This is a genomic window from Streptomyces sp. NBC_01716 (genome assembly GCF_036248275.1).
Classification (GTDB): domain Bacteria; phylum Actinomycetota; class Actinomycetes; order Streptomycetales; family Streptomycetaceae; genus Streptomyces.
Genome location: NZ_CP109181.1, coordinates 1,727,498 through 1,751,389, shown reverse-complemented (window position 1 = coordinate 1,751,389; position 23,892 = coordinate 1,727,498). Strand labels below are relative to the sequence as shown.

At 70.8% G+C, this 23,892-nt stretch carries 25 protein-coding genes; 8 read left to right on the top strand and 17 right to left on the bottom strand.

The window, feature by feature from the left end; all coding sequences use genetic code 11:
- The first annotated feature begins 157 nt into the window (after nucleotides 1-157).
- Both erm and OIE74_RS07565 read left to right on the top strand, forming a co-directional pair.
- Nucleotides 158-943, top strand: a complete 786-nt coding sequence (erm, locus tag OIE74_RS07570; protein WP_329379779.1) for an ErmE/ErmH/ErmO/ErmR family 23S rRNA (adenine(2058)-N(6))-methyltransferase — start codon at nucleotides 158-160, stop codon at nucleotides 941-943.
- 52 nt (nucleotides 944-995) lie between these two features.
- Nucleotides 996-1,169, top strand: a complete 174-nt coding sequence (locus OIE74_RS07565; RefSeq protein ID WP_443076052.1) for a hypothetical protein — start codon at nucleotides 996-998, stop codon at nucleotides 1,167-1,169.
- A gap of 118 nt (nucleotides 1,170-1,287) precedes the next feature.
- Here the strand turns inward: OIE74_RS07565 and OIE74_RS07560 are convergent, their stop codons facing one another.
- A complete protein-coding gene (locus tag OIE74_RS07560) occupies nucleotides 1,288-3,654 on the bottom strand; it encodes an MMPL family transporter (protein ID WP_329379777.1) in 2,367 nt (788 codons plus the stop codon).
- A 378-nt stretch (nucleotides 3,655-4,032) separates the two neighbouring features.
- Between OIE74_RS07560 and OIE74_RS07555 the strand changes: the two genes are divergently transcribed.
- The 4 genes from OIE74_RS07555 to OIE74_RS07540 all read left to right on the top strand — a co-directional run bounded on the left by OIE74_RS07555 (nucleotide 4,033) and on the right by OIE74_RS07540 (nucleotide 7,123).
- Nucleotides 4,033-5,229: a S8 family peptidase gene (locus OIE74_RS07555; protein ID WP_329379774.1), complete on the top strand. Its 1,197-nt coding sequence runs from the start codon at nucleotides 4,033-4,035 to the stop codon at nucleotides 5,227-5,229.
- A gap of 124 nt (nucleotides 5,230-5,353) precedes the next feature.
- Complete coding sequence (locus OIE74_RS07550; protein WP_329379771.1) at nucleotides 5,354-5,908, top strand: DUF1697 domain-containing protein; 555 nt, start codon at nucleotides 5,354-5,356, stop codon at nucleotides 5,906-5,908.
- Nucleotides 5,901-6,272 (top strand): nuclear transport factor 2 family protein, encoded by a 372-nt coding sequence (locus OIE74_RS07545; protein WP_329379769.1) that lies wholly within the window; start codon nucleotides 5,901-5,903, stop codon nucleotides 6,270-6,272. The genes OIE74_RS07550 and OIE74_RS07545 overlap by 8 nt, the downstream gene beginning before the upstream one ends.
- Nucleotides 6,273-6,385: 113 nt before the next feature.
- Nucleotides 6,386-7,123 carry a scabin-related ADP-ribosyltransferase gene (locus OIE74_RS07540; RefSeq protein ID WP_329379766.1) on the top strand — a complete coding sequence of 246 codons (738 nt, stop codon included), beginning with the start codon at nucleotides 6,386-6,388 and terminating at the stop codon, nucleotides 7,121-7,123.
- Between the two features lie 204 nt (nucleotides 7,124-7,327).
- Here OIE74_RS07540 and OIE74_RS07535 read toward each other — a convergent pair whose 3' ends face one another.
- From OIE74_RS07535 to OIE74_RS07520, 4 genes are all read right to left on the bottom strand, one after another.
- Complete coding sequence (locus tag OIE74_RS07535) at nucleotides 7,328-8,086, bottom strand: ABC transporter ATP-binding protein (protein WP_329379764.1); 759 nt, start codon at nucleotides 8,084-8,086, stop codon at nucleotides 7,328-7,330.
- Complete coding sequence (locus tag OIE74_RS07530; RefSeq protein ID WP_329379761.1) at nucleotides 8,062-8,967, bottom strand: ABC transporter permease; 906 nt, start codon at nucleotides 8,965-8,967, stop codon at nucleotides 8,062-8,064. Before OIE74_RS07530 ends, OIE74_RS07535 begins: the two co-directional genes overlap by 25 nt.
- Nucleotides 8,964-10,046: an ABC transporter substrate-binding protein gene (locus OIE74_RS07525; protein WP_329379757.1), complete on the bottom strand. Its 1,083-nt coding sequence runs from the start codon at nucleotides 10,044-10,046 to the stop codon at nucleotides 8,964-8,966. Before OIE74_RS07525 ends, OIE74_RS07530 begins: the two co-directional genes overlap by 4 nt.
- Nucleotides 10,047-10,310: 264 nt before the next feature.
- A complete protein-coding gene (locus OIE74_RS07520; protein ID WP_329379754.1) occupies nucleotides 10,311-11,525 on the bottom strand; it encodes a sulfite oxidase in 1,215 nt (404 codons plus the stop codon).
- A gap of 272 nt (nucleotides 11,526-11,797) precedes the next feature.
- Here OIE74_RS07520 and OIE74_RS07515 point away from each other — a divergent pair, with 272 nt between their 5' ends.
- Complete coding sequence (locus tag OIE74_RS07515) at nucleotides 11,798-12,796, top strand: ketopantoate reductase family protein (protein ID WP_329379751.1); 999 nt, start codon at nucleotides 11,798-11,800, stop codon at nucleotides 12,794-12,796.
- An 87-nt stretch (nucleotides 12,797-12,883) separates the two neighbouring features.
- On the top strand, nucleotides 12,884-13,486 hold the full coding sequence (locus OIE74_RS07510; RefSeq protein WP_329379749.1) for a TIGR03086 family metal-binding protein: 603 nt from the start codon (nucleotides 12,884-12,886) through the stop codon (nucleotides 13,484-13,486).
- Nucleotides 13,487-13,512: 26 nt separating this feature from the next.
- Here the strand turns inward: OIE74_RS07510 and OIE74_RS07505 are convergent, their stop codons facing one another.
- From OIE74_RS07505 to OIE74_RS07455, 12 genes are all read right to left on the bottom strand, one after another.
- Nucleotides 13,513-14,352 (bottom strand): sirohydrochlorin chelatase, encoded by an 840-nt coding sequence (locus tag OIE74_RS07505; protein ID WP_329379747.1) that lies wholly within the window; start codon nucleotides 14,350-14,352, stop codon nucleotides 13,513-13,515.
- Nucleotides 14,353-14,357: 5 nt separating this feature from the next.
- The gene (locus OIE74_RS07500; RefSeq protein ID WP_329379744.1) at nucleotides 14,358-15,260 is read right to left on the bottom strand and encodes an ABC transporter permease; all 903 of its coding nucleotides are present in this window, start codon (nucleotides 15,258-15,260) and stop codon (nucleotides 14,358-14,360) included.
- The gene (locus tag OIE74_RS07495; RefSeq protein ID WP_329379740.1) at nucleotides 15,247-16,038 is read right to left on the bottom strand and encodes an ABC transporter ATP-binding protein; all 792 of its coding nucleotides are present in this window, start codon (nucleotides 16,036-16,038) and stop codon (nucleotides 15,247-15,249) included. The genes OIE74_RS07500 and OIE74_RS07495 overlap by 14 nt, the downstream gene beginning before the upstream one ends.
- Nucleotides 16,039-16,097: 59 nt before the next feature.
- On the bottom strand, nucleotides 16,098-17,219 hold the full coding sequence (locus tag OIE74_RS07490; RefSeq protein ID WP_329379737.1) for an ABC transporter substrate-binding protein: 1,122 nt from the start codon (nucleotides 17,217-17,219) through the stop codon (nucleotides 16,098-16,100).
- A 278-nt stretch (nucleotides 17,220-17,497) separates the two neighbouring features.
- Nucleotides 17,498-18,853, bottom strand: coding sequence for a sulfate adenylyltransferase subunit 1 (locus tag OIE74_RS07485; RefSeq protein WP_329379734.1), 1,356 nt, complete (start codon nucleotides 18,851-18,853; stop codon nucleotides 17,498-17,500).
- A 2-nt stretch (nucleotides 18,854-18,855) separates the two neighbouring features.
- Entirely contained in the window at nucleotides 18,856-19,827 is a 972-nt protein-coding gene (cysD, locus tag OIE74_RS07480; protein ID WP_329379731.1) for a sulfate adenylyltransferase subunit CysD, read from the bottom strand.
- Entirely contained in the window at nucleotides 19,827-20,372 is a 546-nt protein-coding gene (cysC, locus tag OIE74_RS07475) for an adenylyl-sulfate kinase (RefSeq protein WP_329392206.1), read from the bottom strand. The genes cysD and cysC overlap by 1 nt, the downstream gene beginning before the upstream one ends.
- On the bottom strand, nucleotides 20,372-21,085 hold the full coding sequence (locus OIE74_RS07470; protein WP_329379728.1) for a phosphoadenylyl-sulfate reductase: 714 nt from the start codon (nucleotides 21,083-21,085) through the stop codon (nucleotides 20,372-20,374). The genes cysC and OIE74_RS07470 overlap by 1 nt, the downstream gene beginning before the upstream one ends.
- Nucleotides 21,082-21,258, bottom strand: coding sequence for a hypothetical protein (locus OIE74_RS07465; protein ID WP_189106622.1), 177 nt, complete (start codon nucleotides 21,256-21,258; stop codon nucleotides 21,082-21,084). Before OIE74_RS07465 ends, OIE74_RS07470 begins: the two co-directional genes overlap by 4 nt.
- Nucleotides 21,255-22,952, bottom strand: coding sequence for a nitrite/sulfite reductase (locus OIE74_RS07460; RefSeq protein ID WP_329379724.1), 1,698 nt, complete (start codon nucleotides 22,950-22,952; stop codon nucleotides 21,255-21,257). The genes OIE74_RS07465 and OIE74_RS07460 overlap by 4 nt, the downstream gene beginning before the upstream one ends.
- 126 nt (nucleotides 22,953-23,078) lie before the next feature.
- The gene (locus tag OIE74_RS38605; RefSeq protein ID WP_356584885.1) at nucleotides 23,079-23,162 is read right to left on the bottom strand and encodes a putative leader peptide; all 84 of its coding nucleotides are present in this window, start codon (nucleotides 23,160-23,162) and stop codon (nucleotides 23,079-23,081) included.
- A gap of 69 nt (nucleotides 23,163-23,231) precedes the next feature.
- Nucleotides 23,232-23,837: a GNAT family N-acetyltransferase gene (locus tag OIE74_RS07455; RefSeq protein ID WP_329379721.1), complete on the bottom strand. Its 606-nt coding sequence runs from the start codon at nucleotides 23,835-23,837 to the stop codon at nucleotides 23,232-23,234.
- Between the last annotated feature and the right edge of the window lie 55 nt (nucleotides 23,838-23,892).

Here is a 23,892-nt window from a genome sequence, read left to right as displayed (position 1 = left end):
GGGGATCTTCGACCGCTGATTCAGCGCATCCCCGAGCGCACCGATCCACGCCCCGTGGTCCGTTGACCCGTGGTCCATGGTCCGTGCGCCGCTCGACCCTGCTCCGGTCAGGGCCTTCGTCTGCCCACGAAGCCCTTCAGGAGACAGGACGCAGGCCATGGCCCGCAGCCGGCAGCACCACCGTGCCCGCACGCTCTCGCAGAACTTCCTCACCGATCCCGCCACCGCGGCCCGCTTCGTACGTGCCGCCCGCCCCGACCGCACCGGGCTGCTGCTCGAAGTCGGCCCAGGCCGGGGCGCGTTGACCGCCGCGCTCGCGCCGTACTGCCGCGAGCTGCGCACGTACGAGATCGACCACGGGCTCGTCCCGCCGCTCCGCGCCCTCTTCGCCGCCACACCCCATGTGCGGGTGTACGAGGGCGACTTCGTCGCCGTTGACCCGCCGCGCGAGCGCTTCGCCGTCGTCGGCAACGTGCCCTTCTCGCGTACGGCCGACATCGTCGGCTGGTGTCTGCGCGCACCCGCGCTGACCGACGCCACCCTCATCACGCAGCTCGAATACGCCCGCAAGCGCACCGGGGACTTCGGCCGCTGGTCACTGCGGACGGTGGAGACCTGGCCGCAGTTCGAGTGGCGGCTGCTCGGCCGGATCGGCCGGCGCGAGTTCCGCCCGGTGCCGCGCGTGGACGCGGGCATCCTGCGGGTCGAGCGGCGCCCGCGCCCGCTGCTGCCCGCCGCCGAACTCGCCGGCTACCGGCGTCTGGTCGGGCTGGGCTTCTCCGGGGTCGGCGGATCGCTGTACGCGTCGCTGCACCGGGCCGGGCACGCGCGTCGACAACTGGACGCGGCATTCGACGCCGCGCGCGTGGACCGCGCCGAGATCGTCGCGCATGTGCCGCCCCGGGCCTGGCTGGCTCTGTACGCGGGGCTGCGGCATGACTGAGCCCTCCAAGAGCGACGATACGTCTCGTCTCGCTGGATGCTACGGTGCGGTCATGACCTCACGACAGCGTGCCCGCATCGCCATGCGGGAGGCGGTGACCGCGCTCGTGGCGGACCCCGAAGTCGCCCGCAGAGGTGCGGAGATCAGGCAGGACATGGCGAAGGAGGGCGGCACGTGCCAGGCGGCCGACATCATCGAGGTCGCCCTGCCGGTACGTACCGCCTGACGCACCCCCGCACCCCCCCCGGCACGCACCGCGCGCATCGCATGACGCCGTACGCCCGGCCGGTGGAGGCCGGTCGGGCGTACGGCGTCATGCGATGCTCAAAAGAGGTGACAGTGCGTCAGATTCGCACCGGATCCGGTTGTTCGCCGGCCTTCTCGTACGGGTCGCCCGCACCGGTCCCGGCCTCGACGACCGACTCGTCGTGCGTCAGGTCGGGCAGCCACCGCAGCCACTTGGGGAAGTACCAGTTGCGCTCGTCCAGCAGCGCCATGATCGCCGGAAGCAGCACGCCCCGGATGATCGTCGCGTCGATCAGCACCGCCGCCGCCAGGCCCACACCCATCTGCTTCATCGACTGCATCGACAGCGTCCCGAAGATGGCGAACACCGCGACCATGATCACCGCCGCGCTCGTCACCACACCCGCCGTGGTCACCACCCCGTGGGTGATGGCCTCCTGGGTGGTACGGCCCTGCGTCCGCGCCTCGCGGATCCGGGACACCACGAAGACGTGGTAGTCCATCGACAGACCGAACAGGATCACGAAGAGGAACAGCGGCAGCCAGGAGATGATCGCCCCGACGCCCTCGGCGCCGACCAGCGACGCGCCCCAGCCGTGCTGGAAGACGGCGGTCAGGATGCCGTAGGCGGCGCCGACCGACAGCAGGTTGAGCACGATCGACGTCACCGCGATCGTCAGCGACCTGAAGCAGAGCAGCATCAGGACGAAGGCGAAGATCACGACGAAGGCGAAGACGGGCGCCACCGCCCCGGCGAGCTGGTCGTTGAAGTCCTTCGACCCGGCGACCTGGCCGGAGATCGGCGCCTCGACGCCGTCGACCGTGCCGAACGTGGCCAGCCGTACGGTGTCCCGCAGCAGCCCGAGGCTCTTCTCCGCCCGGTCCTGGTCCGAGCCGCCGACCAGCGGCACCTCGATGATCGCGATGTTCTGCGCGTCGTGCGTGACGATCTCGACAGGCCCTTGCGAGGCGCCCGAACTCACCGCCCGAGCACGGAAGTCGGCGATTGCCTGCCGTACGGGCGCGGCGTTGATGTCGTCCGCCCGCACCACGACCTCGGCCGGGTCGGCGCCGCCCGGGAACGCCTCGTTGACCCGCTCGTACGTCTGGACGATGGGCAGCGAGTCGCCGAACTCCTGGTCCAGCGTGAGGTTCTGCGTCTGCATGCCGACGGCCGGCAGGGCGATGGCGACAAGCGCGCCCCCGGCGACCACCAGCGCGGTCTTCGGCCGGCGCAGCACGCCACCGAGCACCGCGCGCCAGACCCGGCTCTCACCCGTGCCGCCGGCCCCGGCGCCCCCGGCCGCCGCCGCCCGCTGCTTCTTCGACTGCTTGAGGCGGTTCAGAAACGGCACCCGGCCCCGCTCCACGCGCTCGCCGAGCAGGGAAAGCAGCGCGGGCAGCACGGTCACCGAACCGACCATCGCCACCGCGACCACCATCAGCGAAGCGAGCCCCATCGCCTTGAACTCGGCCAGCCCGGTGAAGAGCATGCCGGCCATGGCCACACAGACCGTCACACCGGAGACGATGACGGCCCGGCCGCTGGTCGCCGCGGCGATCCGCAGCGCCGTGGCCGCGTCGCGGCCGGCCTCGCGCTCCTCGCGCTCACGCCGCAGATAGAACAGGCAGTAGTCGACGCCGACGGCCAGACCCACCAGCAGCATCACCGAGTTGGCCGTCTCGCTCATCGGCATCACATGGCTGACCACGCCCATGAGCCCCATCGTCGCGATGATGGCGGTGAGGGCCAGCGCGATCGGCAGCAGAGCGGCGACCAGCGCGCCGAAGGCGATCAGCAGAATGCCCAGCGCGACCGGTACCGCGGAGATCTCCGCCTGCTTGAAGTCGTCGCCGAACGCGTCCTCGAAGGTCTTGTTCATGCTGGCGCCGCCGATCTCGGCGATCCGCAGCGTGTCCTTGTGCTGTTCCTGTACGCCGTCGACGGCCTTGATCACCGGCTCGACGCGTTCGCTCGCGGTCTCCGGGTCGCCGCGCATGTTGAACTGCACCAGCGCGCTGCGCCCGTCCTTCGAGATGGTCTTGGTGTCGTACGGCGACGTGACGTCGACGGCCTCGCCCGTACGCTCGACGGCGGCCATGACCGCCGCGACCCCGTCGCGGAACTCCTTGTCCGTGGCGGACGTTGACGAGTCGACACCCTGGACGAGGACCGACTCGCTCACCGGCTCCTCAAGACCCGAGTCCTCGATGATCCGCTCCGCCTGGCTGATCTCGCCGGACATCTGGTCGCTGTCCTTGACGTCGACCCGGCCCGCCGCCGAGCCGAGTCCCATGGCGAGTACGACGAACAGCACCCATACGGTGACCGCCGTCCACCGGTGCCGCGCGCTCCAGCCACCGGCGCGTGCCGCGATCCCGCGCGGGGCGGGCGCCGTTCCCGGCCCCCGCCCCGGCGGCCCGCCGCGCTCGCGTCCGCGTCGTCTTCCTTCTGTCGTACCCATCGCCGGTCCGTCCCCTCGGGCCCGAGAGCGGCCCTGCGCCGCTGCCCCTCTTCGAACTTAGGGTCGGATTCCGGCCTTCTCCTCCTGCCACCCGGTGAGCCTGGGAGCGCCTTTTCTCCTCCTCACGGGGAGGGCGCATCCCTGACAACGAGGATCGAAGCCCCTTACAACTAACCCGCCGCCGACGGAGGCGGAAGGCACGGTCCGAGTTGGGTGAGGTTGGCCGATTTCGTGTGAAGAGACGTCGTTCTCAACGCCACAGCGGCCGGGGGGTCTTGATCTGAGCGCGTCAATCAGCCAGGGTTCGAACCAGCTCGCCGGAAGTTCTTCGTCCGGCGGGCTTTCCCCCCACAAAAGTTCACGAGGAGAAGCCTCTTCATGTCAACTCACAAGCGCGCCAACCGGATGAGACTCACCGCGGCGATAACCGCGGTGGCGGCGGTGGCCGGTATCACCGCCTTCACCTCCCCCACGGCGGGGGCGGCCACCCCCCTCGGCACGGTGTACGGGGCCGACGCCGAGGGCGCGGTCGCGGGCAGCTACATCGTGCTGCTGGACCAGAAGGCGAACAACAAGGACCTCGCCGCCGAGTACGGCGGGAAGCTCAACCGCACCTACGGCTCCGCCATCAACGGCTTCTCGGCCAGCGGCCTTTCGGCCACCGAGGCGGGGCGTCTCGCCGCCGACCCGGCCGTCTCCAAGGTCGTACAGAACAAGAAGTTCTCCATCGACGCCACCCAGGACAACCCGCCGTCGTGGGGCCTGGACCGGATCGACCAGACCGCCGCCGCCGGTGACAACGCCTACACCTACCCGGACGCGGGTGGCGAGGGCGTCACGGCGTACATCATCGACACCGGAGTCCGCGTCACCCACGCCGACTTCGAGGGTCGCGCCTCGTCCGGCTTCGACGCGGTCGACAACGACGACAGTGCCGACGACGGCAACGGCCACGGCACCCATGTCGCCGGTACGGTCGCCGGCGCGGCCCACGGAGTCGCCAAGAAGGCGAAGATCGTCGCCGTCCGCGTCCTCGACGACTCGGGCAACGGCACCACCGAGCAGGTCGTCGCCGGCATCGACTGGGTCACCGCGAACCACACGGGCCCGTCCGTTGCCAACATGAGCCTCGGCGGCGGCGCCGACCCCGCCCTCGACGAGGCCGTCCGCCAGGCCATCGCCTCGGGCGTCACCTTCGGCGTCGCGGCGGGCAACGACACCAGCGACGCGGGCCAGACCTCCCCGGCCCGCGTGGAGGAAGCCATCACGGTCGCCTCGTCAACCGTGGACGACCAGCAGTCGGTCTTCTCCAACTACGGCCCGATCGTGGACATCTACGCCCCGGGCTCCGACATCACGTCGACCTGGAACGGCAGCGACACCGACACGAACACCATCTCCGGTACGTCGATGGCGACGCCCCATGTCGTCGGCGCGGCGGCGCTCTATCTGGCCGGACACCCCGACGCCGCACCGGCCGACGTCGCCACGGCCCTGACGGACGGAGCCACCCCCGACGCCATCACCGACGCCGACCCGGGCACCCCGAACAAATTGCTGAAGGTGGTCGAGTGACCGAGGCCCGATAGCAGGCTCCGCCTGCCGGACCGGCGGTCGCCGCGCTCTCCCCCACGGGGCGCGGCGGCCGTCGTCCCCGCGCCGGAGCGGTCAGGGGCGCCCGCCGACCTATCGTGGACCCATGACGACGACCAGGTACGGGGCACTGCTGCGCGGAATCAATGTCGGCGGGAGCCGGAAGGTTCCGATGGCGGCTCTGCGTGACGTGCTCACCGGCCTCGGCCACAGCGGCGTCGTCACCTACCTCCAGAGCGGCAACGCCGTCTTCACCGACAGCACGGGCGCCGATGACTCCACGCTCGCCGCCGCGCTCGGGGACGCCATCCACGACAGGTTCGGCTTCGCCGTCGACTGTGTGGTGCGCGACGCCGCCTATCTGAAGGCCGTCGCCGACGCCTGCCCCTTCCCTGCCGCGTCCCTCCAGGCCAAGCAGCTCCATGTCACGTATCTGTCCGAGGCGGTGGACCCCGGGCGGTTCGCCGCGATCGACCAGGAGTCGTATCTTCCTGAGGAGTTCCGGTTCGGCGACAGGGCGCTGTATCTGTACGTCCCCGACGGCCTCGGCCGCTCGAAACTGGCCGACGCGCTCTCCAGGCCACGCCTGTACGAGGGAGCCGTCGCCACCAGCCGTAACTGGAACACCGTCACGAAGCTGGTGGAGCTGACCCATGACTGAGTCGCCCGCGGTCGTCGCCGCCATCGAGGCCGAACTGCACCTGCTCGACCCGGTCGTCCGCTCGTCGGGCGAGCTGACGGGGGCACTGCTCCACCCGGAGTTCAGGGCGCTCGGCTCGTCGGGCCGGCGCTGGGACCGGCGGTCGATCCTCGCGGCCCTCACCGCGTACGACCCGCCCGCGGCCCATCCCGTCACGACGACCGGGATGCGCGGCGTCGAACTCGCCCCGCACCTGGTGCTGCTGACGTTCGACACCGAGCACAAGGGGGTCTGGGCCCACCGCAGTTCCCTGTGGATGCTGACCGACGGGCGCTGGCTCCTCTACTTCCACCAGGGCACGGCTTTCACGCCGGAGTACTCCTGACCGCGCCGGGCGCCCACCATTCGAGTGGATCTATCCATTGGCGCCCGTTATGCGGCTCCTGCACCGCTATAAAAGGGCCCGTCACGTTGCTCGACTGATGGGTACTCACCACCATGCTGAAGGCCGCCCTGCGGGTCCTCGCCGCCGCCTCTCTCGCCACTGCCGCGCTCGCCCCGACCGCCGCGTCCGCGTCTCCCGCGGCACCCATTCCGGCGCCGCGCGCCCCCGAGCTCACCCCGGTCCTCGCTCCCGAACTCGACACCGCGCCCTGCGGCCCGGTCGCCGGCTACCGCGCCTGGGACTGGTGGCGTACGACGACCAATCCGCTCATCGCCGACACCGTCAGGCAGACCGCGGCGTCCGAGCGCTGGCAGTGGCGCGACGACACCAACACCCTGTGGCGCGGCGACACCCGCGAGAACGTGCAGGACCTCTTCGACAAGGGCTTCACCCCGCGCGGCGAGGCGATGGTGCCGCTGGCCGAGTACATCGTCAAGGGCGGCGGGCAGGACAGCGCGCACGTCAGCACCAGCTGTGAGAAGTGGGTGGCGCAGAAGTTCGCCACCTACGGCGCCGCGAAGACCGGCTGGGTGTACGAGATCGACGCCCCCGGCGGCATCGACGTGAACGCCACGGCCGCGCTGAACCGCTACGAGTCGCCGTACCTGTGGAACAAGGAGGTCGACTTCCCGGGCGGGATCAACGGCCGCTTCGTCAAGCAGGCGTGCAAGTACCACCTGACGAAGACCGACCCGAAGACCAAGGTCAACACGTACGAGAACCTGGGCTGCAAGACCAACCGGAACTTCCGTCCGCTGACCGAGGGCCTGGAGATTCCCGCCGCGCACTAGAGTCCCGCCTGATCGTGCCGGCCCCGCCGCCCCTGATCGCCGGACGTGACTGCGTCCGGCGATCAGGGGAGGCGCCCCGGCGCCGGCGGCATGTACTCCCGCCGACACATCGACCTGCTGTGCGTCGCGGGCGCGCTGTGTCCGGTGTACGGCGACGCCGCCTCGCGGCACACGGCCCCACCGCGCACCGCCCCCGCCCCTCCATCAATCGCCGGCCGGGCTCGATTCGCTGTCCACCCCCAGCTCCTCCAGCAGCCGTTCACGCAGCGCGGCGTACGCGGCGCTGCCGTGGGCGCGGGGCGCGGGCAGCTCCACGGGGATGTCCGCGCCGATACGGCCCTCGGTGAGGACCACCACCCGGTCGGCGAGCACGATCGCCTCGTCCACGTCGTGCGTCACCAGCAGGACCGCCGGACGGTGCCTGGCGCAGAGCCGCCGCAGCAGTACATGCATCCGGATGCGGGTCAGCGCGTCCAGCGCGCCGAACGGCTCGTCCGCGAGCAGCAGTCCCGGTTCGCGTACGAGCGAACGGGCCAGCGACACGCGCTGCTGCTCACCGCCCGACAGCTCGACCGGCCAGGCCTTTTCCCGCCCCGCCAGGCCGACTTCGGCGAGTGCGGCCCGCCCGCGTGCCAGCGGATCGGGCCCGTCGAGACCGAGGACCACATTGTCGAGCACGCGCTTCCAGGGCAGCAGCCTGGCGTCCTGGAAGACGACGGACACCGGGTCGGGGGAGTCGAGTTCGCCGGTGCCGCTCACGTCGTGGTCGAGACCGGCGAGCGCGCGCAGCAGGGTGCTCTTGCCGGAGCCGCTGCGGCCGAGCAGCGCGACGAACTCCCCTGCGCCCAGGTCGAGATCGAGCCCGTCGAGGACATTCCGGTCGCCGAACGAGCGGACCAGACTCCGGATCCGTACGGTCGCGGCCGGGTGGTCGGCGGTCAGCCCGCCAGCGTGCGTCGCCATGACAGCGTCCTCCGTTCGACGAGACGTACCAGCGCGTCCGAGAGGAGCCCGAGAAGCCCGTACACGACCAGGCCGACGATGATGATGTCGGTCTGCCCGTACGTCCGGGCCAGCTCCATCATGTAACCGATCCCGCTCGTCGCGTTGACCTGCTCGACCACCACCAGCGCCAGCCAGGCGCCGGTCACGGCGAATCGCATGCCCAGCAGGAAACCGGGCAGCGCGCCGGGCAGCACGACATGCCGCAGGAACGCCGTGCGGCTCAGCCCCACCGTCTCGGCCAGCTCCACATAGCGGTTGTCGATGGTGCGCAGCCCGTTGTGGGTGTGGATGTAGACGGGTACGAAGACGCCCAGCGCGATCGTGATGACCTTCATGGACTCGCCGATGCCGAACCAGAGGATCAGCAGTGGGATCAGCGCGAGCGACGGGATGGCCCGCTTGATCTGCACCGGGCCGTCGATCACGCCTTCGGCGATCCTGCTGAGGCCCGAGACGAGCGCCAGGAACAGACCGGCCGCGACGCCGAACAGCAGGCCGAGCGCGGCGCGCCCAGCCGAGGTGGCGAGATTCGACTGGAGCCGGCCGTCCGCGATCAGATCGCCCGCCGTCGTCACGACGGTCCAGGGGGCCGAGAGATTACGGGCGTCGATGAGGCCGGTGGCGGAGCCCGCCGCCCATACGGCGAGCAGCAGCAGCGGGCCGAGTGCCCAGCCGTACGGGACGGGGCGCCCCAGACCGAGCCGGCGGCGCGGCCCGAGCCGCCGGGTGGTGCGGGAGTCGCGGGTCGGCGGGGAGTTGCCGGTGGCGGGGGCCGGGTCGGTGTCCGTCGCCAACCCGGCCTTGCTCAGGGTGATTTCCTCGGCTGCTTCGGTGCTCATGAGCCGGCCCCGGTCCCGGTGTCGGCGCCGGTGCCCGCGATCGCTGCGGCCCCGGTCTTCTCGTAGCGGCGGTCGAAGAGGATCTCCGTGTCGAACGGCTTCTGGCCCGTCTCCTTCGCCAGCAGGTCCACGGTCTTCTGCTGATTGGCGATGGCCTCCGTCCAGTCCCCCGGAATCGCGGGGTGCCCGCCGGTCTTGACCAGATACTCGCCGTCCTCGCGCGAAAGCCCCTGGTCCTTCACGTACCAGCCCTCGACCCACTCCTTCGGGTGCGTGTCGATCCAGACCTTCGCCTTGGCCCAGTACGTGACGAACTCCCTGATGGCGGCGGCTTTCTGAGGGTCACTCACCGAGGCTGTCGGCACCCAGAGATGGGTCGGGTCGTCCCGCAGCCCGTGCGGGATCGTCTTGCCGCCGTCCTTGCCGTACTTAGCCGGATAGCGCTTGATGTTGACCCCGCCGAGCGGCGCCGCGTCGACCTGGCCGCCGCCGAGCGCCGTGGGATAGACGTCACCGGTACTCGGCAGTTCGACCAGCTTCACCTCGTCCTTGGTGAGCCCGGCCTTGGCGAGGATACGCAGCACGAGCGCGCCCTGGGCCTGTCCCGGGCTGTACGCGATCCGCTTGCCCCGCAGGTCGGCGAGGCTGTCGATGTCGGCGCCCGGCGCGATGCCGAGCTCGTATATCGGGTTCTTGACCGGGTCCGTACGGAACGCGGCGGCGACCAGCTTGGTGTCGAGCCCGGTCCAGTGGGCGTGGATCGACGGGATCTCGGCGGCCGAGCACACGTCCAGGGAATTCGCCCGGAACGCCTCGGAGCACTGCGGACCGCCGCTGAGGTTCGCCCACTTGACCTTGAAGGGGAGCTTGTCGATCTGGCCGGAGAGCTTGAGCGCCACCTCGGTCTCCGGACTCCCGATGGTGATCTCGGTGTCCGGATCCACCGTCTCCGGAATCTCGACGTCGGAGAGATCCTTCGAGGACGCGGTGGTGGTGGCGGTGTTGTCGGCGCAGCCGGTGAGGACGGCCGATCCGATCAGTACGGAGGCGAGCAGGGCAGCACGGAGTGCTCTGGGCATGTCTGTTCCCGGGTTCTCTGTATCGCTGGGGCCGTCACGGAACGAGGTGGTGAGGTCAGCTACAGAGAGCGGTAGCGACGCGCATGAAATCGACGGCACGCCGTCTGCTCAGCCGCTGGGATCTGGACATGTTCGCGAAGCTAGTGGCGGTACGAAGCCAGGGGCAAGAGGCCCGGTCCGGATGTGCGATACGGCAACAATGGCTTCGTACCCCCGCTATACGCCTGACACAGAAGGGGTCATGGAACAGGACGAAACGGTACGTCAGTTCACGGTGACCGGGACCCTGACCACGGCGTCGAAGAGGTAGCCCTGTGTGTTCGGCACCGAGCGCTCGGGCTGGGTGTTCCCGGCCAAGTCGGTGGCGCGCGCCAGCAGATGCGTGGACCCCGTGGAGTGCGGGCGCCAAGGGGCGGACCAGCGCACCCAGTTGTTGCGCCGCGGGGTGTCCCGGAGCTGTGCCCGCTGCCAGCGGGCCCCGCCGTCGGTGCTGAACTCGACCTGACGCACCGGCGCGTGGCCCGACCACGCGCGGCCGGTCAGCAGATGGGTGCGCCCGGCGGCCAGGACCGTGTCCGGCGCGATCTCGATGCCGGACTTGATGGTCTGCCGGGTCAGCGGGGCGCTGCCCCCGGGCGGGTAGGACGGGCCGAACAGCCGGTAGAAGTCGGTGTTCCAGGGCGAGTTCAGCGGCTCGGCGCTCACCTCGATGTCGCCGACCCACTTGATGGAGGCGATCCCCACCCAGGAGGGCACGACGACCCGGACCGGATACCCGTGGTCGTACGGCAGCGGCTCGCCGTTCATCTCGTACGCGAGGATCACATCGTCCAGCGCCTTCGCCACCGGCAGCGGGCGCCGTACCCGGCCCAGGTTCACGCCCTCGGTGACGTAGTCGGCGTCGAGTCCGGTGGGCATCACGTCCACCGCGTGCGCGCCGATCCCGGCGCGGCGCAGCACATCGGAGAGCCGTACACCGCGCCAGCGGGCGACCCCGATCGCCCCGAGCGTCCAGGCGGTGCCGGTGGCGGTGTCGCCCTGCTGGGAGGTGTAGAAGCTGCGGCCGTTGCCCGCGCACTCGACGGCCACGTCGCGGGTGACGGAGGGGAGCCGGCGCAGCTGGTCGTACGTGAACCGGGCCGGGCCGCCGCGCAGGCCGCTGCCCCATACCGTCAGGCTCCAGGAGTCCTTGTCCAGCACGGGGGTCGCCGTGTGGTTCCGGACGAAGAAGCGGTCCACGGGCGTGTGGAGTCCGGTGTCGCGCAGGGCGGCGAAGTTGGCCTCGGCGTTGGTGCCGCGAACGGTGAACAGCTCGGGCGGGAGCGGCTTGACGATGCCTGGCACGGTCGGCCCGGCGCTCGGAACAGCCGGAACAGCCGGGGCGGCCGTGGCGGGCGCGGCGGTCGCGATCTGCGCGGCCACCGGAGCGACGGGAGCGGCGGCGAGCAGCTTCAGTACGGAACGACGAGCAGGGCTCATCACATGACTCCTCGAAGGAGGGGAGGACGGAAGGGTCCTGGAAAGGGGGAGAGCGGGAGAGAAACAGGCGTCAGCGACAACAACAGCGGCGCGGCGAGAGGCGCGACATGACAGCCATGGCGGCAGCCTAGACGCGCACCCCCGCCCCGGTCAGCCCTTTCCAATACGAGGTCACCGACCCGACCCGATCCGCCCCGGCTCTCCGCACCGCCCCGCGCCGGATCTATGCTCGGCAGGAATCGGACGCGTGGTCGAACGGAACGGAGTCGGGGATGCGCTACATCATCATCGGGGCGGGCGCCGTCGGCGGCAGCATCGGCGGCCGGCTCACCGAGTCCGGGCACGACGTCGTCCTCGTGGCGCGCGGCGCGCACCACGAGGCGCTGCGCGACCACGGTCTGCGCCTCACCACCCCCGACGGCACCCGCGTGCACCGGCCGCCCGTGATCGAGCGGCCCGACGAGCTCGAACTGCGCGCGGACGACGTCCTGTTGCTCTCGGTGAAGACACAGGACAGTGTCGCCGCCCTGGACGCCTGGTCCGTGCGGCCGGTCGACGGCGGCGGGACCGCCGGCGAGCGGCTTCCGCTGGTCTGCGCCCAGAACGGGGTGGAGAGCGAACGGCTCGCCCTGCGCCGCTTCCGGCACGTGTACGCCATGTGCGTCTGGCTGCCCGCCACCCATGTCGAGCCGGGTGTGGTCTCGGCCGCGGGCACCCCGTACACCGGCGCCCTGCACATCGGGCGCTACCCCTCGGGCACCGACGAGACCGCCGCCCGGATCGCCGCCGACCTGGAGAAGTCCCGGATGCTGGCCCCGGTCGTGCCGGACCCGATGCGCTGGAAGTACGGGAAGCTGATCGCCAACCTCGCCAACGCGGTGGAGGCGGTCTCCGGACGTCTCCTCGGCGACGAGGCCCGTGACCTCGCCGCCCGTACACTGGCGGAGGGCCGCGCGGTGCTCGCCGCCGCCGGTGTGGACGCCGTGAGCACGGCGGAGCAGGACGAGGCCCGCGCCCTGATGAGCTTCGACCCCTACGCCGTCCCGGAGGGTGGCGGCGGGTCGTCCTGGCAGAGTCTCAGCCGGGGCACCGGCACGATCGAGTCGGACTACCTCAACGGTGAGATCGCCCTGCTGGGGCGGCTGCACGGGGTGCCGACTCCCGTCAACGAGGCCCTTCAGCGGGTCGCCAACACCTTCGCCCGCGAGCACCGGCCGGCGGGGTCCCTGCCGGTCGCCGAACTGCTGAGGATCATCGACGCGGGGGTATGAGCCGGCGCGTGGTGCGCCCGGCTTCCGGCCCTGTCCTGTCGCCTTTCTTCAAGACCGGCGCCCGCCGCCCTCCCTACGGTGAGCGGCATGAACAGCGACACGAAGAACGCCATCAGCACCGTCCGCCCCGCGATGCGGGAATGCGCCGCCGAGGCCGCCCGCATCGCCGGCGCCGTACCCGCCGACCGGCTCGCGGCGCCCACACCCAGCGCGGAGTGGGACGTCCGGGCCCTGGTCAACCACCTGGTGCTCTACACCTCGCACGGACTTGAGCACCGTGCCCTGCGTACCGAGATGCCCGAGGCGCTCACCGCGCGCGACTTCACCGCGGACGCGGACTGGCCCGAGCGGTACGGGGTCGCGCTGGACCGTGCCGTCGAGGCCTGGACCCTGCCCGCCGTCTGGGAGGGCGAGATCGGCGAGGGCGCCGGCGCCACCCCGGCGACCACCGTCGCCACCCTCATGACCCTCGAAATGGCCCTGCACGGCTGGGAGTTGGCGCGGGCCACGGGGCAGGAGTTCCGGCTCTCGGAGGAGACGGCGGCGTTCGTCCTCGGCGTTGTCGACGAGTACGCCGAGATGTACCGGCAGTACGACGGCTTCGCCGACCCCGTACCGGTCCCCGGGACGACGGGGACCTTCGACCGGGCACTCGCGGCAAGCGGCCGTAACCCGCTCTGGACGGCCTGACGCTCCGTCAGGGATCGCGGGATCGTTCAGGCGGTGAGTACGGCGACTTCCCCGGCGGCCATCGCCGCCTCGTAGCGCCGTACGATCAGCCGCGCCAACTCCGGTGCCGGGCCCAGCACATCGGCCAGCACGTCCGCCCCCGACTCGCGCGCGCCCCGCGCGATACGGTCGGGCAGGCGGCCCGGCGCGATCACATACGGGGCCACGGCCACCCGCCGTACCCCCTCCGCCCGCAGTTCGCGCACCGCGTCCTCCGTGCGGGGCAGGGAGGCGGAGGCGAACGCGGGCCGCACGGCACACCAGCCGGTGCGCCGCCACTCCCGCGCGACATGAGCGATCACCGCGATCGCCTCCGGGTCGCTGGAGCCCGCCGATGCCAGGACGACCCCGGTCGAGCCCTTGTCGCCGGGCCCGAGCCCGGCCTCGTACAGCCGCCGTTCCAGCGCCTCGGTCAGCAGTGCGGATGGGCCGAGAACATCGGCCTGCCGCACGGCGAGCCTGGGCAGTCGCGCCCGCGCCTCGTGCAGCACGGCCGGGATGTCGGACTTGGCGTGGAAGGCGCGCGTCAGCAGCAGCGGAAGGGCGACCACGTCCCGTACGCCCTCCGCCTCCAGCCGCTCCAGCACGCGCGGCACCGCGGGGGTGTTGAAGTCCAGGAACCCCGCCTCGACCCGCAGCCCCGGACGCAGCGCCCGCACCCGGCGAAGCAGCGCGCGCACGGTCGCGGCGTGCCGCGGATCGCGGCTGCCGTGCGCGACGACGACCAGCACCGGGCGAGCCGCCGTACGGGCCGTACGGGCCGTACGAGGCGTACGGGCCGTACGAGGCGTACGGGCCGTACGTGGCGTACCGGGCATGCGGGTCACGCGGATCAGCTCCTGACCAGGAGACCGCGGCTGCGCAGGACGCGGCGCTCCAGGGGAGAGAAGAACAGCAGGTCGATGCCGATGCCGACGATCAGGATGAGGATGATCGTGGCCAGCACACCGGACATGTCGCTGTAGGTGCGGAAGTTCTCCATGAGCTGGCCGAGTCCCGTACCGAGGTCCGGCGAGCTCGCGATCAGCTCGGCGGCCATCAGCGAGCGCCAGGAGAACGCCCAGCCCTGCTTCAAGCCTGCCAGATAGCCGGGCAGCGCGGCGGGCAGCAGGACGTGCCGGATGCCGTTGACGCCGGTGGCGCCGATGGTGCGGCCCGCCCGCAGATACAGCGGCGGGATCTGGTCGACGCCCGCGACCAGGCCGTTGGCGATGGACGGTACGGCGCCCAGCAGCACCACCGCGTAGATCGTGGCGTCCGTCAGGCCGAACCAGATGATCGCGGCGGGCACCCAGGCCACCGACGGCAGCGACTGGAGGCCGGACAGGATGGGTCCGATCGCGGCCCGTACCACCTTCACCCGTGCGACCAGCAGCCCGAGCGGTGTACCGATGGCGACGGAGATCACGAAGCCCAGCGCACCCCGGGACACACTGGTCCAGATGTAGCCGATCAGCGTGCCTTCCAGCCACATCCGCTCGATGGAGTGCCAGACGTCGAGCGGCCCCGGCAGGACGTAGTCGGGCTTGATCCCGGAGACGGCGGCGACCTGCCAGACCGTGATCACCAGGACGACCGCCACCAGCGGCGGAAGGAGCTTCGAGAGCAGCACGCTGCGCAGCGGCACCCGTTCGGCGGTCCTGGTGTCCAGCGCGTCCAGGCCGGCCTCCAGGCCCGCCAGATGGTCCTCCTTCGACACCTTGGTGCCGGCCACGTCGGCCTCAGTGCTGGCCATGTCGGCGAATCTCCCCACGCAGCTCTTCGGTGATCTCCACGGACAGGTCGGCCACCGCGGCGTCCTCGATCCGGCGCGGCTGCGGGATGCCGATGCGCCACTCCCGCGCGATCCGCCCCGGCCGTGACGACATCAGCACCACCCGCTCCGCGAGCCGCACGGCCTCGCGGACGTTGTGCGTGACGAAGAGGACCGACACGTTCGTCTCGGCCCAGATCCGGGTCAGCTCCTCGTGCAGCACATCGCGTGTGATGGCGTCGAGCGCGGCGAACGGCTCGTCCATCAGCAGCAGTTGGCTGTCCTGCGCCAGCGCGCGGGCCAGCGCGACCCGCTGGCGCATACCGCCGGACAGCTCATGCACCCGCTTGCCGTACGAGCCCTTCAGCCGTACGAGTTCGAGCAGCCGCTCGGCCTCGCCGCGCCGCTCGGCCTTGGGCATGCCCCGCATCTTCAGGGCGAGTTCGATGTTCTTGCCCGCGGTGAGCCACGGGAACAGCGCGTGCTCCTGGAACATCAGGGCCGGCCTGCCGCCGGGGACGTCGATCGCCCCCGCCGACGGCAGGTCGAGCCCGGCGACCAGATTGAGCAGGGTCGACTTCCCGCAGCCGGACGCCCCGAGCAGGGTCACGAACTCGCCGGGGGCCACGTCGAGGCTGACGTCGTCCAGCACGAGTTGCGCGCTGCCGGGCCGGCCGAACGACTTGGACACATGGTCGAGACGGGTGGCGTACGGCTCGGTGCCGACCGTTGTGGCCTGCTTGACGAGTGTGGTGGTCATGAGTCACACCTCCTGGGTCCTGGGGCGGTCCGGTTGCGGGCGGGTCGGGTGAGGGCCGGCTACTTCACGCCGAGACCGGCGTCGTCGATCGCGGGCTTGCCGTCCGCCTTCAGCACCTTGTTGAGCAGTGACAGGTCGTAGATGCCGTCGAGCAGCGGGTCTTCGAGCAGCCCCGCCTTCACCGCGTGCTCGGACGACAGACCGAGCGTCGAGGCCAGCGGGTCGTCGGTGATGTCGACGTTCTGCCACGCGGGGTCGAGCACCTCGGGCGGCAGCGCCGCCCCCGAGTCCGCCTTGAGCTTGGCGTTGGCCGCGGCCTTGGCCTCGTCCGGGTTCTCGTTGATCCAGGCGTTCGTCTTCACCGAGCCGCGCAGCACCGCCTCGACGACGTCCGGGTGCTCCTTGAGGAACTTCTGGGAGACGATCACGTTCGTGATGACGAACTTGCCGTCCTTCCACAGCTTCTTCTCGTCGAGCAGCACCGAACCGCCGCCCGCGACCAGCTTCGACGCGGTCGGCTCGGGCACCCACGCGCCGTCCAGCGAACCGGACTCGAAGGACGCCGGTATCTGCTTGTTGTCCTGGCGGATGACGGTGACGTCGCCCTTGCCGGTGTTGGTGTCGACCTTCAGGCCCTTTTCCGACAGGTAGTTGAGCAGCGCCACGTCCTGCGTGTTGCCGAGCTGCGGCGTCGCGATGCGCTTGCCCTTGAGGTCGTCCAGGGACTTGATCTTCTTCGGGTTGACGACGAGCGAGACACCGCCGGAGGCCGAGCCCGAGATGATCCGCAGATTCTGGCCCTTCGACTTCGTGAAGCCGTTGATCGAGGGGGAGGGGCCGATCCAGCCGATGTCGATCGCGCCCGCGTTGAGCGCCTCGATCTCCGAGGGTCCCGCGTTGAAGACCTGCGGCTTGATCTTGGTGCCGCCCAACTCCTTCTGGATCAGGCCCTCCTGGAGGCCGACCAGCGCGGTGGCGTGCGTGATGTTGGCGAAGTAGCCGATCTTCACCTCGCCGAGACCGCCGACCTTCTCGCCCTCGGCGGCGGGGGCGACCTTCTCGTCCTTCGTGTCGTTCTCGGAACCGTAGCCGCAGGCGCCGAGCGCCACGGCGAGCAGGGGCAGGGCCGCGACAGCGGCGAGTGCGCGTCGGCGGAACGGGGCGGTACGGGTGGCTGGCACGGGAGGGTTTCCTCTCGTCGGCCCGTGCTCACGTCCCTCGGTGACGAGGCTGCGTGGCCGGGCGGTCGGCGGGTCTTCGGGGATACGGATACGACGGGTACGGCGGGTTCGGCACCGGGGTGCCGGGGGTTCGCTGGGCGCGCGTGCGGTGCGCGTACGTCAGCACGCACATCGCGCCACCCCGCCGGTTCCCGCGCCGAGCGCGCCGCTGCCCACCCGGCCGCCCTCCTTCGCGAAGGTCGCGAACATGTCCAGCACATCCGCCGTGCTCGTGGCCATCAGAAGTCCCAGCCCTGGTCGTCGGCCGCGGCGTCCGCCGCCGGGGCGGACGGCGGCTCGGCGGCGAACGACTCGCCCGCCATGCCGGCCGTCAGCGTGGTGCCGTCGGCCGGGTCGATCAGCAGGAACGAGCCGGTACGGCGCGAGTCGCGGTACGCGTCGAGCGCGAGCGGCTCGGCCGTACGGATCACCACCCGGCCGATGTCGTTGGCGACGAGCTGCCCCGGGGCGGGGTGCTGGGACAGGTCGTCCAGCGTGAGCCGGGACGGGATGTCCTTCACGATCGCCTTCACCGTGCGGGTCGTGTGCTTCAGCAGCACCCGCTGGCCCACGGTCAGCGGCCGGTCGGCGACATGGCAGACGGTCGCCTCGACGTCGCGCGTGGTGGCGGGGACGCCGGAGCTGGGCGCGATCAGATCGCCGCGCGAGACGTCCACGTCGTCGCTGAGCCGGATCGTCACCGACTGCGGCGCCCACGCGATGTCGACGCTTGTGCCGAGCGCGTCGATGCCCTCGATCGTGCTCGTACGGCCCGAGGGCAGTACGGTCACCGCCTCGCCGACGCGCAGCACACCGGAGGCGATCTGGCCCGCGTAGCCGCGGTAGTCGGGGTGTTCGGCGCTCTGCGGCCGGATCACGTACTGGACGGGGAAACGGGCCGGGCAGCCGGCCAGGTCGTGGCTGACGGCGACGGTCTCCAGATGCTCCAGGACGGTCGGCCCGCCGTACCAGTCCATGTTCGCCGACGGCTCCACCACATTGTCCCCGGCCAGCGCGGAGATCGGGATCGCGGTGACCTCGGGTACGCCGAGCGTGGCGGCGTACCCGGTGAACTCCTCGGCGATCGAGGCGAACACGGGCTCCGCGTACTCCACGAGGTCCATCTTGTTGACGGCCAGCACCACGTGCGGGACGCGCAGCAGGGCCGCGACCGCCGCGTGCCGGCGGGTCTGCTCGACGACCCCGTTGCGCGCGTCGACCAGCACGACGGCCAGCTCCGCGGTGGAGGCGCCGGTCACCATGTTCCGGGTGTACTGCACATGCCCGGGGGTGTCGGCGAGGATGAACCGGCGCCGGGGCGTGGCGAAGTAGCGGTAGGCGACATCGATGGTGATGCCCTGCTCCCGCTCGGCGCGCAGCCCGTCCGTGAGCAGCGCCAGGTCGGGCGTGTCCTGACCACGGCCCAGCGAGGCGCGCTCGACGGCCTCCAACTGGTCGGTGAGCACGGACTTCGAGTCGTGCAGGAGCCGCCCCACCAGCGTGGACTTGCCGTCGTCCACGGATCCGGCGGTGGCGAAGCGCAGCAGGGTGGTGGCCGACAACTGCTCGGTGGCCGTGTGCCCGGTGGTCGTCATCGTTAGAAGTACCCTTCGCGCTTGCGGTCTTCCATGGCGGCCTCGGACATCTTGTCGTCGGCGCGGGAGGCGCCGCGCTCGGTGAGACGGGACGCGGTGATCTCCGTGATGACCGCGTCGAGCGTGGTGGCCTCGGAGTCGACGGCGCCCGTGCAGGACATGTCGCCGACGGTGCGGTAGCGCACCAGACGCTTCTCGGTCGGCTCGCCGTCCTTGGGGCCGCCCCAGTCGCCGGCGGTCAGCCACATGCCGTGCCGGTTGAAGACCTCACGCTCGTGCGCGAAGTAGATCTCGGGCAGCTCGATCCCCTCGCGCGCGATGTACTGCCACACGTCCAGCTCGGTCCAGTTGGAGAGCGGGAAGACCCGGACGTGCTCGCCCGGCGCGTGCCTGCCGTTGTAGAGCTGCCACAGCTCGGGGCGCTGCCGGCGCGGGTCCCACTGCGAGAACTCGTCGCGCAGCGAGAACACCCGCTCCTTCGCGCGCGCCTTCTCCTCGTCGCGGCGGCCACCGCCGAAGACCGCGTCGAACCGCTCGGCCTGGATCTTCTCCGTCAGCGGAAGCGTCTGGAGCGGGTTACGGGTGCCGTCGGGGCGCTCACGCAGCGTGCCGGCGTCGATGTACTCCTGCACGGACGCCACATGCAGCCGCAGCCCGTGCTCGGCCACCGTACGGTCGCGGTAGGCCAGCACCTCGGGGAAGTTGTGACCCGTGTCGACGTGCAGCAGTGTGAAGGGCACCGGCGCCGGCGCGAACGCCTTCAGCGCCAGATGCAGCATGACGATGGAGTCCTTGCCGCCGGAGAAGAGGATCACCGGCCGCTCGAACTCGCCCGCCACCTCACGGAAGATGTGCACACCCTCCGACTCCAGGGCGTCCAGATGGCTCAGGGCGTACGGCGCCTCGCTGCCGCCGGTGCCCTCACCCTCGCCGCCCCCGGTCCCGTCGGTGACGGATGCCACGCTGGTCGCCATCAGGCCAGACCCCTCTCGGTGAGCAGCGCGTGGAGCGCCGCCGCGGACTCCTGCACGGACTGCGTGTGCGACTCGATCCGCAGATCGGGCTCCTCGGGCGCCTCGTAGGGGTCGTCGACGCCGGTGAGTCCGCTGATCTCGCCGGCCGCCTGCTTCGCGTACAGCCCCTTCACGTCCCTGACGGAGCACACCTCGACCGGAGTCGCGACATGCACCTCCAGATACGCGGTCCCCTCGCCCTGGTGACGCTTGCGGACCGCCTCGCGGCTGTCGGTGTACGGCGCGATCACCGGCACCAGCGCCTTGACGCCGTTCGACGCCAGCAGTTCGGCGACGAAGCCGATTCGCTGCACGTTGGTGTGCCGGTCCTCGCGGCTGAACCCGAGGCCCGCGGAGAGGAACTCGCGGATCTCGTCGCCGTCCAGGACCTCCACCCGGTGGCCCTCGGAGCGCAGCCGGCCCGCCAGTTCGACGGCGATGGTGGTCTTGCCCGCGCTGGGCAGCCCGGTGAGCCAGATCGTGGCGCCCTGTTCGGTGCGGCCCATCAGTGCAGCCCGCATTCGGTCTTGGAGTTGCCCGCCCAGCGGCCGGCGCGGGCGTCCTCGCCCGCCAGCACCCGGCGGGTGCAGGGCTCGCAGCCCACGGAGGCGTAACCGTCCTGGAGCAGCGGGTTGGTGAGGACGCCGTGCTCGGCGACGTACGCCTCCACGTCCTCCTGCGTCCAGCGGGCGATCGGCGAGACCTTGACCTTGCCGCGCCTGGCGTCCCAGCCGACGACCGGGGTGTTCGCGCGGGTCGGCGACTCGTCGCGGCGCAGCCCCGTCGCCCAGGCGTCGTACGCCGTCAGGCCCTCTTCGAGGGGCTTGACCTTGCGCAGGGCGCAGCACAGGTCGGGGTCGCGGTCGTGCAGCTTCGGGCCGTGCTCGGCGTCCTGTTCGGCCACCGTACGGCGCGGGGTGAGCGTGATGACGTTGACGTCCATCACGGCGGCGACGGCGTCGCGGGTGCCGATCGTCTCGGGGAAGTGGTAGCCGGTGTCGAGGAAGACCACGTCGACGCCGGGCAGGGCGCGCGAGGCGAGATGGGCGACCACCGCGTCCTCCATGGAGGAGGTGACGCAGAAGCGGGCGCCGAAGGTGGTGGTGGCCCAGGTCAGGATCTCCAGGGCGGAGGCGTCTTCGAGTTCGCGGCCCGCGCGTTCGGCGAGTGCCTGGAGACCGGCGGCCTTCCGGTCGTCGGTCTCGTCAAGAGTCCTCATATCCGTTCCCCTCCGTCGTCCGTCGTCAGCCCACGGGTCAGCAGCCCGAGGAACTTCAGCTGGAAAGCCCGGTTGCAGGCCCCGCATTCCCAGGCGCCGTGGCCCTGTTCGTTCGGGCGCAGGTCCTCGTCGCCGCAGTAGGGGCAGTAGAACGGGGCGGCGCGCTCGCTCACGACAGCGCCTCCTCGGAGGCGCGGGCCGCCCAGGTGGCGAAACGCTCGTCGCTCTCGCGCTCCTTCTGGAAGCGCGTCAGCACCCGCTCGACGTAGTCGGGGAGTTCGGCGGCGGTGACCTTCAGACCGCGGACCTTGCGGCCGAAGGAGGGGTCGAGACCGAGCGCGCCGCCCAGGTGCACCTGGTAGCCCTCGACCTGATTGCCGTCCCGGTCCAGCATGAGCTGGCCCTTGAGGCCGATGTCCGCGACCTGGATCCGCGCGCAGGCGTTGGGGCAGCCGTTGACGTTGATGGTGATCGGCTGGTCGAAGTCGGGGATACGGGCTTCCAGTTCGTCGATCAGCGAGGCGCCGCGCGCCTTGGTCTCGACGATCGCCAGCTTGCAGAACTCGATGCCGGTGCAGGCCATCGTGCCGCGCCGGAAGGGCGAAGGCTTGACCCGAAGGTCAAGCGATTCCAGGCCCGCGACGAGCGAGTCGACCCGGTCCTCGGAGACATCGAGGACGATCATCTTCTGCTCGACGGTGGTCCGTACGCGGCCCGAGCCGTGCTCCTCGGCGAGGTCGGCGATCTTCTTCAGGGTCGGGCCGTCCACCCGGCCGACGCGCGGCGCGAAGCCGACGTAGAAGCGGCCGTCCTTCTGGCGGTGCACCCCGACGTGGTCGCGCCACTCCTCGACGGGCCGCTCGGGGGCGGGGCCGTCGACGAGCGCGCGCTTCAGATACTCGTCCTCAAGGATCCGCCGGAACTTCTCGGTGCCCCAGTCGGCGAGGAGGAACTTCAGCCGGGCGCGGGTACGCAGCCGGCGGTAGCCGTAGTCCCGGAAGATCCCGATGACGCCGGCCCATACGTCGGCGACCTCGTCCAGCGGGACCCAGGCGCCGAGCCGCTGCCCGATCTTGGGGTTGGTCGAAAGCCCGCCGCCGACCCACAGGTCGAAGCCGGGGCCGTGCTCGGGGTGCTCGACACCGACGAAGGCGATGTCGTTGATCTCGTGCGCGACGTCGAGCAGTGGCGATCCTGAGACGGCCGTCTTGAATTTGCGCGGGAGGTTCGAGAACTCCTTGGTGCCGATGAACCGGTCGTTGATCTCGTCGATGGCCGGGGTGCCGTCGATGATCTCGTTCGCGGCCACTCCGGCGACCGGGGAGCCGAGGATCACCCGGGGCGTGTCGCCGCACGCCTCGGTGGTCGACAGACCGACGTCCTCAAGACGGCGCCAGATCTCGGGGACGTCCTCGATCCGGATCCAGTGCAGCTGGATGTTCTGCCGGTCGGTGATGTCGGCGGTGTCCCGGCCGAACTCGTGCGAGATCTGGCCGATGACCCGCAGCTGCTCGGTGGTCAGCCGGCCGCCGTCGATCCTGACCCGCAGCATGAAGTACCGGTCGTCCAGCTCCTCCGGCTCCAGGATCGCGGTCTTGCCGCCGTCGATCCCGGGCTTGCGCTGGGTGTAAAGCCCCCACCAGCGCATACGTCCCCGCAAGTCGGCCGGGTCGATCGAGTCGAACCCGGCCTTCGAGTAGATCGTCTCAATGCGTGTCCGCACATTGAGACCGTCGTCGTCCTTCTTCGCCTGCTCGTTGGCGTTGAGGGGAGTGAAATGCCCCACGGCCCACTGGCCCTCGCCGCGGTGACGGCTCACCTTGCGGCGGGGCGTGGCTGCGGCGGGTTTCTCAGGGGTGGCGGCCATGGCGGCATACGTCCTTCGGGACTACGGAGACGGCTCTGACCTGCACACGTGGCTACGGGCGCAGCGGTGCGCAGTGGGATTCGAGCGAAGGGGGGGTGCGGGTGGGGCGTGGCGGGGCTGTGCTGATCAGCTCGCGCGACAGATGGCGCTGGACATGCGGCCGAGATCGACGTGCCGCCGACTCACCAAGGCGATTCCAGCTGTAGACATGGGGGGAAGCCTGGCACGCGGATCTGAGGCCAGTCCACCACTATCCATGATGTGGACGAGACTGTCCCGCTATGCGAGATGAGGCGCGGGGTGGGGTGCGGCCGGGGACGTCGCTTCGGCCCCGGCCCACGGCCCCGGCGCCGCCACGTCGGGCTCCTCGGCCACCTTCGTGTCGAAGAGGGTGAAGCCACGCCGCAGGTAGTTGTCCATGGCGTACTGCCCGTCCTTGGAGCAGGTGTGCAGCCAGACCCGCTTCGTCGGCGTACGCCCCGGCCGGCGCTCCGCCATGTCCCACGCGCGGGCCACGGCGTACGACAGCAGATGCCCGCCGATACGGCGGCCACGGAAGGCCGGGAGGAGCCCGAAGTACACGATCTCGACCGTGCCGTCCTCCTGCGCCGCCAGCTCCACGTACCCGGCCGGGGTGCCCTTCTCGTACGCCACCCAGGTCTCGACACCCGGCCGGGATACGGCCTCGTGCCACTCCTCGTAACTCAGGGCGAGCCGGTCGGTCCAGCGGATGTCACCGCCGACGGCCGTGTAGAGGAACCGGCTGAACTCCGCCGAGGGGACCTCCGACCGGATGATCCGCACATCGCCCTCGGGCTCCGCGGCCGGCCGCAGATCGGCGGGGGAGGTCTGCTCCAGGGACCACGTGGTCACAGTGATGCTCATGACCGCCAGGGAATCACGCGCCCCCGCACCGTCCAAACCGCGCCCCCGCCCGGAT

What these genes read in the sequence shown, in the direction of transcription:
- erm (WP_329379779.1), top strand. Translation starts at nt 158, where the DNA reads ATGGCCCGCAGCCGGCAGCACCACCGTGCCCGCACGCTCTCGCAGAAC.
- OIE74_RS07565 (WP_443076052.1), top strand. Translation starts at nt 996, where the DNA reads ATGACCTCACGACAGCGTGCCCGCATCGCCATGCGGGAGGCGGTGACC.
- OIE74_RS07560 (WP_329379777.1), bottom strand. Translation starts at nt 3,654, where the DNA reads ATGGGTACGACAGAAGGAAGACGACGCGGACGCGAGCGCGGCGGGCCG.
- OIE74_RS07555 (WP_329379774.1), top strand. Translation starts at nt 4,033, where the DNA reads ATGTCAACTCACAAGCGCGCCAACCGGATGAGACTCACCGCGGCGATA.
- OIE74_RS07550 (WP_329379771.1), top strand. Translation starts at nt 5,354, where the DNA reads ATGACGACGACCAGGTACGGGGCACTGCTGCGCGGAATCAATGTCGGC.
- OIE74_RS07545 (WP_329379769.1), top strand. Translation starts at nt 5,901, where the DNA reads ATGACTGAGTCGCCCGCGGTCGTCGCCGCCATCGAGGCCGAACTGCAC.
- OIE74_RS07540 (WP_329379766.1), top strand. Translation starts at nt 6,386, where the DNA reads ATGCTGAAGGCCGCCCTGCGGGTCCTCGCCGCCGCCTCTCTCGCCACT.
- OIE74_RS07535 (WP_329379764.1), bottom strand. Translation starts at nt 8,086, where the DNA reads ATGGCGACGCACGCTGGCGGGCTGACCGCCGACCACCCGGCCGCGACC.
- OIE74_RS07530 (WP_329379761.1), bottom strand. Translation starts at nt 8,967, where the DNA reads ATGAGCACCGAAGCAGCCGAGGAAATCACCCTGAGCAAGGCCGGGTTG.
- OIE74_RS07525 (WP_329379757.1), bottom strand. Translation starts at nt 10,046, where the DNA reads ATGCCCAGAGCACTCCGTGCTGCCCTGCTCGCCTCCGTACTGATCGGA.
- OIE74_RS07520 (WP_329379754.1), bottom strand. Translation starts at nt 11,525, where the DNA reads ATGAGCCCTGCTCGTCGTTCCGTACTGAAGCTGCTCGCCGCCGCTCCC.
- OIE74_RS07515 (WP_329379751.1), top strand. Translation starts at nt 11,798, where the DNA reads ATGCGCTACATCATCATCGGGGCGGGCGCCGTCGGCGGCAGCATCGGC.
- OIE74_RS07510 (WP_329379749.1), top strand. Translation starts at nt 12,884, where the DNA reads ATGAACAGCGACACGAAGAACGCCATCAGCACCGTCCGCCCCGCGATG.
- OIE74_RS07500 (WP_329379744.1), bottom strand. Translation starts at nt 15,260, where the DNA reads ATGGCCAGCACTGAGGCCGACGTGGCCGGCACCAAGGTGTCGAAGGAG.
- OIE74_RS07495 (WP_329379740.1), bottom strand. Translation starts at nt 16,038, where the DNA reads ATGACCACCACACTCGTCAAGCAGGCCACAACGGTCGGCACCGAGCCG.
- OIE74_RS07485 (WP_329379734.1), bottom strand. Translation starts at nt 18,853, where the DNA reads ATGACGACCACCGGGCACACGGCCACCGAGCAGTTGTCGGCCACCACC.
- cysD (WP_329379731.1), bottom strand. Translation starts at nt 19,827, where the DNA reads ATGGCGACCAGCGTGGCATCCGTCACCGACGGGACCGGGGGCGGCGAG.
- cysC (WP_329392206.1), bottom strand. Translation starts at nt 20,372, where the DNA reads ATGGGCCGCACCGAACAGGGCGCCACGATCTGGCTCACCGGGCTGCCC.
- OIE74_RS07470 (WP_329379728.1), bottom strand. Translation starts at nt 21,085, where the DNA reads ATGAGGACTCTTGACGAGACCGACGACCGGAAGGCCGCCGGTCTCCAG.
- OIE74_RS07460 (WP_329379724.1), bottom strand. Translation starts at nt 22,952, where the DNA reads ATGGCCGCCACCCCTGAGAAACCCGCCGCAGCCACGCCCCGCCGCAAG.
- OIE74_RS38605 (WP_356584885.1), bottom strand. Translation starts at nt 23,162, where the DNA reads ATGTCTACAGCTGGAATCGCCTTGGTGAGTCGGCGGCACGTCGATCTC.
- OIE74_RS07455 (WP_329379721.1), bottom strand. Translation starts at nt 23,837, where the DNA reads ATGAGCATCACTGTGACCACGTGGTCCCTGGAGCAGACCTCCCCCGCC.